13 protein-coding genes and 1 other RNA gene are annotated in these 12910 nt (G+C 30.9%); 11 read left to right on the forward strand and 3 right to left on the reverse strand.

The window, feature by feature from the left end; all coding sequences use genetic code 11:
- Positions 1-184: 184 nt before the first annotated feature.
- A complete protein-coding gene (locus ACOQOS_RS01570) occupies positions 185-1249 on the reverse strand; it encodes a glutaminyl-peptide cyclotransferase (protein ID WP_420573203.1) in 1065 nt (354 codons plus the stop codon).
- Between the two features lie 86 nt (positions 1250-1335).
- Here ACOQOS_RS01570 and ffs point away from each other — a divergent pair.
- From ffs to ACOQOS_RS01590, 4 genes are all read left to right on the forward strand, one after another.
- Positions 1336-1434, forward strand: an RNA gene (ffs, locus tag ACOQOS_RS01575) — signal recognition particle sRNA small type.
- A gap of 76 nt (positions 1435-1510) precedes the next feature.
- Complete coding sequence (locus tag ACOQOS_RS01580) at positions 1511-2317, forward strand: SDR family oxidoreductase (RefSeq protein WP_420573204.1); 807 nt, start codon at positions 1511-1513, stop codon at positions 2315-2317.
- A gap of 28 nt (positions 2318-2345) precedes the next feature.
- Positions 2346-2912, forward strand: a complete 567-nt coding sequence (locus tag ACOQOS_RS01585; protein WP_420573205.1) for a DinB family protein — start codon at positions 2346-2348, stop codon at positions 2910-2912.
- Positions 2913-2923: 11 nt separating this feature from the next.
- Positions 2924-3448, forward strand: coding sequence for a DUF2199 domain-containing protein (locus ACOQOS_RS01590; protein ID WP_420573206.1), 525 nt, complete (start codon positions 2924-2926; stop codon positions 3446-3448).
- A 2-nt stretch (positions 3449-3450) separates the two neighbouring features.
- On the opposite strand, the gene ACOQOS_RS01595 is transcribed toward ACOQOS_RS01590, so the two are convergent.
- The gene (locus tag ACOQOS_RS01595) at positions 3451-3987 is read right to left on the reverse strand and encodes a hypothetical protein (protein WP_420573207.1); all 537 of its coding nucleotides are present in this window, start codon (positions 3985-3987) and stop codon (positions 3451-3453) included.
- Positions 3988-4151: 164 nt separating this feature from the next.
- On the opposite strand from ACOQOS_RS01595, the gene ACOQOS_RS01600 reads away from it, so the two are divergent.
- The 7 genes from ACOQOS_RS01600 to ACOQOS_RS01630 all read left to right on the forward strand — a co-directional run bounded on the left by ACOQOS_RS01600 (position 4152) and on the right by ACOQOS_RS01630 (position 11033).
- Positions 4152-4715, forward strand: coding sequence for a hypothetical protein (locus ACOQOS_RS01600; RefSeq protein ID WP_420573208.1), 564 nt, complete (start codon positions 4152-4154; stop codon positions 4713-4715).
- Between the two features lies 1 nt (position 4716).
- Positions 4717-5112: a hypothetical protein gene (locus ACOQOS_RS01605; protein ID WP_420573209.1), complete on the forward strand. Its 396-nt coding sequence runs from the start codon at positions 4717-4719 to the stop codon at positions 5110-5112.
- A gap of 317 nt (positions 5113-5429) precedes the next feature.
- The gene (locus ACOQOS_RS01610) at positions 5430-6275 is read left to right on the forward strand and encodes a LytR/AlgR family response regulator transcription factor (protein WP_420573210.1); all 846 of its coding nucleotides are present in this window, start codon (positions 5430-5432) and stop codon (positions 6273-6275) included.
- A 115-nt stretch (positions 6276-6390) separates the two neighbouring features.
- Positions 6391-7053, forward strand: coding sequence for a CPBP family intramembrane glutamic endopeptidase (locus ACOQOS_RS01615; RefSeq protein ID WP_420573211.1), 663 nt, complete (start codon positions 6391-6393; stop codon positions 7051-7053).
- Positions 7054-7126: 73 nt separating this feature from the next.
- Positions 7127-7639 carry a hypothetical protein gene (locus ACOQOS_RS01620; RefSeq protein ID WP_420573212.1) on the forward strand — a complete coding sequence of 171 codons (513 nt, stop codon included), beginning with the start codon at positions 7127-7129 and terminating at the stop codon, positions 7637-7639.
- A 291-nt stretch (positions 7640-7930) separates the two neighbouring features.
- Complete coding sequence (fsa, locus tag ACOQOS_RS01625; RefSeq protein ID WP_420573213.1) at positions 7931-8584, forward strand: fructose-6-phosphate aldolase; 654 nt, start codon at positions 7931-7933, stop codon at positions 8582-8584.
- A gap of 325 nt (positions 8585-8909) precedes the next feature.
- Positions 8910-11033 (forward strand): beta-glucosidase, encoded by a 2124-nt coding sequence (locus ACOQOS_RS01630; RefSeq protein WP_420573214.1) that lies wholly within the window; start codon positions 8910-8912, stop codon positions 11031-11033.
- 387 nt (positions 11034-11420) lie between these two features.
- Here ACOQOS_RS01630 and ACOQOS_RS01635 read toward each other — a convergent pair whose 3' ends face one another.
- On the reverse strand, positions 11421-12839 hold the full coding sequence (locus tag ACOQOS_RS01635; RefSeq protein WP_420573215.1) for a TlpA family protein disulfide reductase: 1419 nt from the start codon (positions 12837-12839) through the stop codon (positions 11421-11423).
- Positions 12840-12910 lie beyond the last annotated feature (71 nt).

Below are 12910 nucleotides of genomic sequence, written 5' to 3' on the forward strand. Positions count from 1 at the left end.
AACCTTAGAACTTCTTGATACAATCTTTCTACATTATATTTCGAAAAATCACTCGAAGAGACATTTTTTTAACTTCATGAATATATGGAAATCATAAGTAAACATCTAAAAGCGTCAAAGCGCGTTCTAATAGCGAAGCGATCTAACAATGAATTGGTCTAAAAGCAAAGCGTAGCTATTAATACTACTTCTCCATAATTTCTACTTCAAACATCTTGTCCCAGTATTTTCCTGTTACAAAATAAGTCTTAGTTTTTGGGTTATAAGCAATTCCGTTAAAAACATCAATTTGTGGATGATTTGTTACTTTCTCTTTCAATCCTCTAAAATCAACAATACCTTCTAAAGCACCATTTTTTGGATTGATAATCATCATACTAGGATTCTGATAACTATTAGCAAAAATCTTTCCGTCTATATATTCTAACTCGTTTGCTTTTACATACGTGCGTTTATGATCGCACACTTGAATTGCATATTGTTCTTGTAGTGTAGCAGGATCTAAAATCCAGATTTTCTCTGTTCCATCACTTTTAAATAGCTTTTCTCCATCATTGCAAAATCCCCAACCTTCTTTACTGTTTTGATATGTAAATGTGTCTAAACGCTCTAAATTATTAGGATTAAAGATAAATCCAGTATTCGCTCGCCAAGTAAGCATGTATAATTTATTGTTTAAAACAGTAATTCCTTCGCCAAAATAGCGCTGTTCTAAATCGATCTTCTGAATAATTTTTCCAGTCTTATAATCTACTTTTCGTAAAGATGATTGTCCGCGTTGACCAGTACTTTCAAACAAAGTATCTCTATAGAACTCTAATCCTTGTGTATAAGCTCTTTGATCGTGAGGAAATGTATTTACAATTTTATAAGTATAAATTTTTGGTTTGCTATTAGATAAAATGGTCAAATTCTTCTTTACAGAAGTTGTTTTTCCATCATCAAAAGTAACAACTGCTTTTAAAGTGTGTTTTCCTAAAAGAGCAGTTTCTGGAATTATAGTTTGTAAAACAAGTGGATTTGCATTCGAATTTGTCAGTTCTTTATCATTAATTGTATAAGCAACACCAGAAACATTTGCATTATTTGGGTTGATTACGGTTGCTTTAAAAGCTGCATTTAACGGGAATTTTGTAGTTTCTCCATCAATTTTTAAAGAAAAATTCGGAGTTGTTGATTTTTTTTCGCTGCCGCATGAAAAAATTACCAAACTTAAAAATGTGATTATGAATATATTATAAATTTTCATTGGAATACTTTATTTCTGGCAAGGTAATTCATAAAAATCAGTTTAAAAAATGGTTGCTTAAATGTAAAAACATTTTATCTTTGCAGCGGCAAGTCCTACACAACCAGCTCCTGTTTAATCCTCCAGGGCGGGAACGCAGCAAAGGTATACGGTCGTAGCGGTGTGATGTAGGTAGCTTGCCTTTTTTTATTCCCTAAAGTCAAGGTTTACTTTCTCCTTTTTTTTAAGCATATTTGTAACAAATAACCAAAACATACCATAATGTCTAAAGTCGTATTAATCACTGGTGGCTCATCAGGAATTGGAAAATCTATAGGAATTTTATTAGCAGAAAAAGGGTATACTGTTTATGGAACAAGTAGAAATCCTGACAAATTCAAAGATTTTACAGCTTTCAAATTAATAGCTTTAGATGTTCGTGATACAGAAACTATTCAAAAAGCAATAGCAACCATTGTAGAAACAGAAGGTCGTTTAGATGTTTTAATCAATAATGCAGGTATTGGAATTACTGGTCCAATAGAAGAAACACCTGATGAAGAAATTCACAAAGCATTTCAAACAAATTTATACGGTCCAATTGCAGTAATGAAAGCAGTTTTACCACAAATGCGATCACAAAAAAGCGGTCATATTGTAAATGTTACTTCCATTGCTGGTTACATGGGATTGCCATACAGAGGAATTTATTCTGCAACGAAAGGCGCTTTAGAATTGGTCACAGAAGCTATGCGTATGGAAGTGAAAATGTTTGGAATTGAAATTGCAAATGTGGCGCCAGGCGATTTTGCTACAAATATTGCAGCTGGACGTTATCATACGCCAGTATATGAAAATTCTCCTTATAAAGAAGTTTATGGAAATATGCTAAAGGAAATGGATGCGCATGTTGACGAAGGTTCTGATCCAAAAATAATGGCAGAAGCTGTATTAAAGATCATTCAAACTAAAAAACCAAAAATTCACTACAAAGTTGGTGCATTTATGCAAAAATTCTCCATAGTACTGAAACGTGCTTTACCAGATAAAGTATACGAGAAAATGCTGATGAATCATTATAAGTTGTAAATTACCTTGATTTAAAACTTTTATCAAGATGAAAAAAGCATTCAAGTATTTTACAGTTTCCTTACTTTTAATATTGTGTTGTAATTTTTCTGCACAAGCACAAAAAATAAAACCAGCTAAAGGATTTGATACACAGATAGGAAATGTAGTGTCTATGCTTGAAGATTTAAAAAGTCGTGTTACACGCAGTGTTTCTGGTTTATCACAAGAAGAAACAGATTTTTTATTGGATGAAAATGCCAACAGAATTGGCGCTATGATTTATCATCTTGCTGCTACAGAAAAATATTATCAATTATATACATTTGAAAATAGAGGTTTCAATAAAAGCGAAAACGAATGGGCAAAAGCGCTTGGTTTAGGAGAAAATGGGCGAGAAGCGTTTCAAAATAAGCCAATTCGTTATTATTTAGATATTTGGAATGATGTTCGAAAAGAAACGTTACGTTTGTTAAAAACCAAAGACGACAAATGGTTCAATTCTGATGTAAAAAATAGTAATATGAACAACCATTGGGCTTGGTATCATGTAATGGAACATCAAGCAAATCACATGGGACAGATTCGATTGATTATTAAGCGAATCAATAAATAATACATTTAGCTATGTTTTGGCGCAAAAAGAAAAAGAAGCAGAAAGAACATACATGTTCCAAATGTGGAAAAGTTCATGAGAAATGGCCAGCATTGGTTTTTGATAGTCCTAATCATTATGATCCAACAGCTACTGTAAAATCAACACTTACAGAAGATTTTTGCGTGATTTATCACGATACCGTAACGAACTACTTTATCAGAGTCGTATTAAAACAAAAAATAATTGATCATGATCATTTTCTAGAATATGGAGTTTGGGTTTCTTTGAGTGAAAAAAGCTTTAAAAATTACTATGAAAACTTCAATAATACCAATCATGAAACAGGATATTTTGGTTGGTTCTGTAATGAATTTCCGGGTTATGAATCTATGTTAAGAATTCCTGTAAACGTAATTACTAAAACAGGAAACGAAAGACCAGAGATTTTTCCTCACGATGATTGTGAACATCAATTTGTAAAAGATTTTTATCATGGCATCACAAAAGCTGAAGCTGATAACAGGATTCATGCAATGTATGATGCCTTAAAATAAATTTACATAGTATAATACTCTTCCTTTCGCATCATAAAGTATAATTCTTTTTCAATCTCAGCAGCTGTATTTTTTGTTTGTTTTCGTAAAAATATATATGGTAAACAGAACATTAGCGCTCCATGAATAACGATGAACATAGAAAAAATATCTACTGTTAAAAAGCCTGAAAAAGATAGAAAGAGAATATAAAATATGATGATGAAAATATAGTAAGCAATGATAACATAATGAAATCCATTGATCTCTAAATCTATAATCGTGTGATCTCCTTGTTGTCTAAACTTTCCTGTAACCTTTGCTTGATTTGCTCCTCTGTGAAACAACTCTTTGCGTCTTCTAATTTCGAATGTGTCATGCGAAATAGTTCCTTTGTAATTATTTTTACTTGAAGAAAATGCTTCAAAGGCACCTGAAAATGCGCCAATATTACCTTCGTCGATGTTTTCTCTTAATTTATTGACAAATTCAGATTTTGAAACAGGAAGTTTCATCTCTTTTTTCTTTATCAATTGTATGCGCTCTAAAAAATCATTCATTGTTCCTTCTTTATATAATATCTGTGATTGTTTTTTAAAATACGTTACAGTTATTTACCATTATTTCTATACGAACGAATAAGTATTGTTGTAACATTTTTATACAAATCAACACGGATATTATGAAATAAAAGCTAATTTAGAATTCTAATTTAAAATCATACATGCAAGACGAGAATAATATCGCATTATTAGAAGCAAAGCTGAAACGTTTAAAAATTTCTTTCTCCAAAGAGAACGGTAAAATCATCATTGCGCAAGCTACCAGAGATTACACAACACTTATTGGTTTGGTCTTTTTTCCTCTGTTTATAGGGATTAGTGGATTACTCTTCTTAATTTTTGGAGATATAGGTGGTATATTAGGGAATAAAAAGATTCTTTCCATTTGTATTTTTTTATTTATAATTGGTATTGGAAACATAATACGTATGTTTACCAAAATAAAAACGAACAAAGCAACGAAAGTTCTTAGCTATAAAGAAATCAAAATTAACGATAAAAATTCTTCAAATCGTTTTGATGCCAATACAATTAAAAAGTTTGAATATTCTGTAGATCATATTGAAAAGGAAACCTATCATGGCAAATTATTTTTGATAGATAGAGAAAATCAACAACATTTACTTCTGGGTTTTGACGGTGAAAGTGAACAATATGTAACAGATGATTTAAAATGGCTTGCTAACTATTTTACAGCGCATGTACAATTAACAATTCCAGAATAAAATGCGCATTGTACTTTTTCTTTTTTTAACTTTCGCGATACATACTTCTGTTGCGCAGACAGATTTTAATGCAAAAATTATTGGAAAATGGGAGTTTGTAAAAGCTACGACAGACAGTACAAAAGTGAAAAGTAAAAGTTCTAATCATATTTTGGATAAAAACGCTGAAGATCCGTTTATGAAAAGAGATATATTACTATCATTTCGCGATGAACAATCGATAGTTTTTGAAATTGAAAATTTTTTAATGGAAGCTTCTTATTCTTTGAAAAACTCATTGCTAAACATTGGAAAGTATCAATACACTATTTTAAAAGTTACGAACGATAGTTTGCATTTTAAAGCAAAAAATACGCACATACCTACTTATTATACATACAAAAAGAGTCACAAATAATATCTAAACACATTTCTTCTATTGTAAAGTGATAATGACCAACATTACAGTTAAACGTGACATCTATACATATTTTGGTCAAAACACCATACTTTTTAACGTACTTAGATGTAAGAAAAGTTGTAATTATTTACAATTGAAAAGATATTACTATTTTGAAATTTCATTATAGTACTATACTTTGAACTTTGGATTGTGAAAGCCTGCGTTATGCAGGCTTTTTTTATGGAAAACTTCTCTAAAAAACCTGCGAAGTAAATATATAAATCAAATTATTTTTTACTTTTGGATTTCATGCAAAATAGCTAATTCACTTCATGAGTAATACAGATAAAAATACGCGAATAACAAAAACGTTGCTGCATAAATTTATTCGCTTTTTTTCATGGAATAGGTTTCAAAAGTTAATTGCGTTGACGATTTTTTCTTTAATCATCAACCATTTAGCAACACCAGAAAGTTTTCCAGGTGGTGAAACGTATCGATTTCCTGTAGAAGGTTTTTTGTCGTCTATGATTTTATCTATATTCATTGGAATCATCGCAGAACTTAATTTTAGATTTTACACGAAAAAACATTTCTCTAAAAAAGTAGAAACTGCCTCAATTATATGGTTTTTGGCTTCTACTTTAGGCTATATTTCTATCATGTATATTCCTGTATGTATTGTTTTAAATATCATTGCAGGTGGCGATATCATATTTTATTATTTATTGATAGGTATGTTGCTTACGTTATTGATTAGTCTTATTGCTATTATATTCATGTATGCACATGATATTTATAATTTATACAAAGTATCTGTTAAAAGTGGAGAAATCACGATTGCTAGTGGTGCAAAAACTACGAAACTTACCTATGAAGATATTGCATGCTTTTACAGTGAAAATAAGGTTGTATATGCAGTTCAAAATGATGGTAAAACTATTACTACCGATTTTACACTGAATGCACTCGAAGAAAAAATAAACGATCAATTATTCTTTAGAGCAAATCGACAAGTTATTATACACATCAATTCGATAAACGAGATTGAAAAAATAGAAAATAGGAAACTAGTGGTACGATTAAAACCTTCTATTATCAATATGGAAATCCCAGAAATCAATATCAGTCGTTACAAGCGAAAAGCTTTTATGGATTGGTTTCAAAAAATAGCCTAAAACAAATGGCTTATTCAGTTATAAATTTGTGACCACTCAGTAAAACTATAAGTATTTAAAGGGTTTTTCAGAGATTTTGTTCATTATTTCGCTTTGAATTTAAAATTGAAAAACAATGAACAAAATCACTTTACAACGTACATTAATTCCTTTAATTACAGTTTCTATTATCTGCTTTTTATGGTTCGGACCAATTAGTCTGAGTTATTTTGAAAACATTCTTATCTCCATTCTTATCATTATAGCAAATTATATAGAATACAAAGGAAAACCATTTTCAGCACTTGGATTTCAACGTGAAAAATTTACATTAAAAAACATCTTAGTATTTGCTCCATTAGTAGCACTAGGTCTCTTTTCTTTTTATGCTTTTGTATTGGTTCCTGGAATTACAAAACTCACAGGAGTTCCTATAGATTATTCAGGTTTTGATGAATTAAAAGGAAATCTTCCAGCTTGTTTAGTTGCTTTAGTAGTAGTATGGCTTTCTGCAGGATTTGGAGAAGAAATTATCTTTAGAGGATATTTTATGAGACAATTTGTGAAATTCTTTGGGGAAAGTAAAGTCAGTATCGTGCTTAATATTGTTTTACTTTCTTGTTTTTTTGGTTTCATGCATAGTTACCAAGGAATCACTGGGCAACTTGTTACAGGTATTATAGGAGCTATTATAGCGACAATATTTTACTTGCGTAAATACGATTTATGGTTTGTTATTGCTGTACACGGAATCTTTGATACTATTGCATTGATTTGTGTTTATTTCGGATTTGTATAATTAGTATAGAAATTATAGCTATTTTGAAGTGTATTAATCTTAATTGTCATTTACCGTGAAATACGATGATTTTTTGGAACAACTAAACGCTATCGTTCAAGGTGTACATGCGCATAATATTCCTGAGGAAACCTATTTTAGGAAACTGCTATTTCAGGTAATGTTAAATACTGGAAATGAAGTTACAGCGACATTGCTTTTAGACATTTTTAAAAAATCGTTTACTTCAGAAGCTATTATATTTGATGAAAAATGGAATCGTATTGAAGAACCACTACCTTTTCAAGATACAACAATGATGAACACCAATGAAGCTTTTGAGTTTACGATAAACACAATACAATTTCTTATTGCAGATTTAAGAAGGTTAGGTAACAAAGTACTCAACGATCCAAATAGAGGGTTTGGAGTTTCGTCTTCGGTAGGAACGAGATGGTATAATTTTGATATTACAGCAATTGTAGATGGATGGAATGGTTTTTATGCTACTGGTTCAGACATAAGTACAAAAGATACTACTAACACCAGTGAATACACATGGTGTGATATTGCAGATATATTGTTGATAGGGAAAGGCTATGAATAATGAAATAGTGTATTGTTAAATTTTTTTGAAATGTTAATAAGTAAAGAATTATTCTATTCTTCAAGTTTGTTTTCACATGTTTTAATATTGTAATTTTACGCCAAATTGCGTTCAGGGTAGCAACGGCATCCTTTTTGAATATTGAACATTGAGTATTATTTGAAATTGAAATTTATTTTTGATTGAAAAGTACATAGTGAAACAATTAAAATGTAAAAAAGATATAGTGAATAACCTGTAAAAACGCCCAAAAAAGAAAACACAACTTTCATACATTAAAATAGATAACAGATGAAATTTTTTATTGACACGGCTAATTTAGATCAAATTCGTGAAGCACAGGCATTAGGTATTTTGGATGGAGTAACAACAAATCCGTCGCTAATGGCAAAAGAAGGAATTACTGGAAAAGAGAACATCATTAATCATTATAAAGCAATTTGTGAAATTGTTGACGGACATGTTTCTGCTGAGGTAATTGCTACAGATTTTGAAGGAATGGTGAAAGAAGGCGAGGAATTGGCAGCATTAGATCCGCAAATTGTGGTAAAGCTTCCAATGATTGCAGATGGCGTAAAAGCGTGTAAATATTTTTCCGATAAAGGAATTAAAACAAACGTAACCTTAGTTTTCTCTGCCGGACAAGCTTTGTTAGCAGCAAAAGCAGGAGCAACGTATGTATCGCCATTTATCGGTCGTTTGGATGATATTTCTACAGATGGATTGAACTTGATCGCGGAAATCAGAATGATTTATGATAACTACGGATTTGGAACGGAAATCTTGGCTGCTTCTGTACGTCATACAATGCACGTGATAGATTGTGCTAAGATTGGCGCTGATGTTATGACAGGTCCATTAAAATCAATTGTAGGATTATTAAAGCATCCTTTAACTGATATAGGATTGGAAAAATTCTTAGCAGATTATAAGAAAGGAAACTAATATAGTTTTACATATAATGTAGAAAAAGCGTCTCGGGTAACTCCTGAGACGCTTTTTTTATAACCTTTCTGTTTTTATTTTGACTTAAAAACACTCTTAAAACGAGTTAATTAGTACAAAAATTACTTTTCCTAATACTTAATGCTCAGTATCACTTCTCTGAGTCGATCTTAATAAATAGTTTTTTTATACTTGTATTAGATTATATCTAATAATTCATAACCAAGCCATAAAAACTATTACGATGAACAAATCCTACAACATTTATTTTTCCATCTTTTTATTAATAGTTATTAGCTCTTGCGCTAAAAAAAATGATCCAGTAATGAATCCAGTAACAAATCCTACAGTTAAGCCAACATTTGAACTACCGGTATCTGAAAAAGTTGCACAAAAGAAAGCCGATTCTATTGTAGCATTAATGTCTACAGATGAAAAATTAGATTTAATAAAAGGACACAATAGCTTTTTTATTAAAGGGTTTGAAAAATATGGCATCCCAGAAATTTATTTGTCAGATGCTTCGCAAGGTGTACACATTCGTCAATCATTCTTAGGTTTAGATTTATCAGAGTATGCTTTGCCTAAATCTGTAGCATTTCCTAATACACTGTGTTTGACTGCTACTTGGAATCCTAAAATAGCTCATAATTATGCAAAAAGTATCGGTGAAGAATGTAGAGCTGGTGGTATTGGTGTATTATTAGGGCCAGGAATGAATATCTATAGGAATTCTCAAAACGGTAGAAACTTTGAATACATGGGAGAAGATCCGTATCTAGCGGCACGTATGGTAGAGCAATATGTTGTAGGTGTTCAAAATACAGGAGTTATAGCTACATTAAAACATTTTATAGGAAATAATACCGATTATAGACGTAGAGCTTCAAATACAGTAGTAGACGAGCGAACATTACAAGAAATTTATATGCCTGCATTTAAAGCTGGAATTGATGCTAATGCACAAGCTGTAATGACTTCATACAATTTGATAAACGGAGAATGGGCAGGACAAAGTGATTTTGTAATTAATCATCTGTTACGTGATGAGCTTGAGTTTTCAGGTCTAGTAATGTCAGATTGGTGGAGTATCAATGATTGCAAGGCTTTGGTAAATTCTGGTCAAGACTTAGAAATGCCTGGAGGAGAATCAATGACGAATTTAAAATCGTATGTAGAAAGTGGGGAAGTAGATATCAAGAAAATAAACCAAATGTGTAATCGAATTATTAAGACACTTGCACAGATGAAATTACTTGATGGTTCTATAAAAGATACTACGTATTTAAACAAATTTGAGCAACACGAACAAGTAGCTTTACAAACAGCTCGCGAAGGAATTGTATTATTGAGAAATGAAAATAATCTATTACCAATTGCTAAGGACAGTGATAAAAAGATACTACTAACAGGAATATACATAGATGAAATTATTTATGGTGGAGGATCTGGAGAAGTAAAAGGATATAACAAAGTAACTATGCTCGATGCGTTGAAAAAAGTGTATCCAAATCTTAATTATAAACCAGAAGCTACTGAAGAGGATATAAAAAATGCAGATGTAGTGATTGTAAGTGTAGGTACTTGGGATTGGGAAGGTTGCGATCGAAGATTCGCATTGACAACTGAACAAGAAGCATTAGTTCAAAAAGCTTCAAAACTGAATAAAAACACAATGGTTGTTGTAAATTCTGGAGGAGGAATTAGAATGAGTGATTGGAACAATGTTAAGACAATTGTGTACAATTGGTATCCTGGTCAAATAGGTAATGTAGCATTAGCTGAAATATTAACAGGAGTTACCAATCCAAGTGGTAAATTACCAATGACTATCGAGAAAGAATTTAAAGATTCTCCAGCCTACGGATATGTTTCAGAAGAGACTACTTTTTTAAGTGATCATGAAAAATACTTAGATACCAGTATTCCTGAATCTGAATTAAATCGTTGGAGTTTTGATACAAATATAGGAGACGCAAAAGAACTTTTATATGATGTAGAATACAAAGAAGGTGTTTTGGTAGGATATAGATGGTATGATACCAAAAATATAACACCTTTATTTCCATTCGGACACGGTTTATCATACACAACATTTACTTTAAATAACCTTTCGCTTTCTTCAAATGAAATTTCAAAAAGTGAAACATTAAAAGTGACTGTTGAAGTTGCTAATACAGGTAAAGTAGATGGTGCTACAACAGTTCAGTTATATGTTGGAGAAGAAAAAGCAACAGTAACGCGTCCAGTAAAAGAATTAAAAGCATTCCAAAAAGTATGGCTAAAAGCCGGAGAAAAGAAATCAATCGATTTATATCTTGAGCCTGAAGCTTTTTCATATTGGAGTCCTGATACTAAACAATGGGAAACAAATACAGGAAAGTTTGATTTATTTCTTGGACAATCTTCGGGAAGTATAGAAGAAAAAACAACAATAACTTTACATTAAGAATTTAACTAATATGAGTTCGATATAACGAATTCGATTTAGATATGTATCAGTTTTAGAAAAGCTTTTGTTTGCCTACTCAAAGAAAAGAAACAAAAAAAAGAGGTTTTAAACTAAAGTTCTTTTGTCGAACTCACGTTATTTATCAAATCAAATGCAGTAGCGATTGAGTAGAAGTTAATAATTTCAGCAGTGTTTTAGCTGCGCTTGAAAAATGATGAAGTTTTAATTACTAGTAAGTTATGTCTGCAGCTAAGGGTTCTTATATCAAGCGGATGTTACAAAAGAGATCACTTAAAAGTAATTATCGAATAAATTATTTTTAAGTGATTAATATTTTTTAGCTTTTTATGTGTGAAAATATAAGTGAAGTAAAAAATGAATTTACTACTTTAACTGGTCTTTTAAATCTGTATTGTAAATACTAGCAAAACCATTGATAATATTACCTTTTTGGTCAGTAATAATCAATTTGTTAATATTGATAAGCGCAAAATCTTTTAATAAATTTTCCTTATTACCAACTCTATATTGCTTGCTATCAGAGAATTTAAGTTCTTTTACGGCTTTTTTCCAGCGTTTATGATCAGTATCAAGACTGATTCCTACAATATTTAAGTTTGGATATTCTTTAGCTAGAACTTTAATTTTTTCTGTAATCAAGCGTTTGTGACGCATTTGCTTTGAAGTCCAAAAGTAAAAGAGTGTTTTTCCACGTTTCGAACTCAATTTATTAATAGGAATTCTTGCGTGTTTGTCATCGTAGACAAAAATTTGATTAGAGAATGTATTTCCTTGTTGTAAATTTTTAATACCTGCATGCAAGTTGAAAATTTCCTCTTTCGATTCTTTGTCATTAATAGTTTGTTCAAATGTTTTAAAGAACTCATTATTTTTTACGATGTCAGCAGTATTATTACTGTAGTATGAATATGCTGTGAAACGAAGCAATTCATTGCGTAAAAAAGGATAATTAACCAAACTATCTATAATAGCCAACTTATTCTTATTATACGTTAAAGAAGTGTTGAGTGCGCGATCACCTTTCCATGATTTTCGCATGCATTCGCTATAAGACGAGTTATTGATAAACTGCATAATATATCTTGCATACGGACGATAATAACTCATAGTAGAGTCATTCATATCAATATCTTTCTTGTAATCGAAGAAAGAATCATTTATGGTAAGTGTAGAATCTTTTTTCTTGCGATTATGAAACATATTCTGGTATGTTTCACGATATCTAAAATTTCTGTACTTAATTACTTTATCGGTAAATTTTTTAAACTCTTCAGAAACATTCGGATTATTGATCAGGAATTTTTCTTGTTTTTTAAGTTTGATGTTTTGAAGTGAATCAAGTTTTTCTAAAAAAGTATCACTATCTAAACGTGTATATTGATACACAGGTCGTTCATGACTTTCGTTTAATAGAAATAATTCAACATAAAAATTGTTTTTTTCAGCGCCTTTTCCTGTAAAGAATAACGACTCATCAAAAGCGTATGTATTTAAACGTAGCAGTAAACTATCTCCTTTTTCAAGATTGATATATTGATGTTCGCGATTGTGATAAAACTTATACAATCCGTTTTTATGATTCTTTAATTTGGCTAAAAAGCGATTGTTTTTGTCTAGTTTTAAAGAGTCAACTAGATTCCCCTGATGGTACAAGAGTACATATTCGTCTGTTGGATTGATAATTTCTCCACCAAAATAAGCAACATCTTTTTCGCTCTTCTTCGCGGTATCATTACAACCAAAACAAATTAATATAAGTAATAATGGGGTAATATATTTCATAGTAATTTGGTCAACTCTTTCAAGTTTTAACAAAACTAACCATCACAAATACAATACGATGTTAATAGGCT

The sequence above is a fragment of the Kordia sp. genome (assembly GCF_965224175.1).
Taxonomy (GTDB): domain Bacteria; phylum Bacteroidota; class Bacteroidia; order Flavobacteriales; family Flavobacteriaceae; genus Kordia.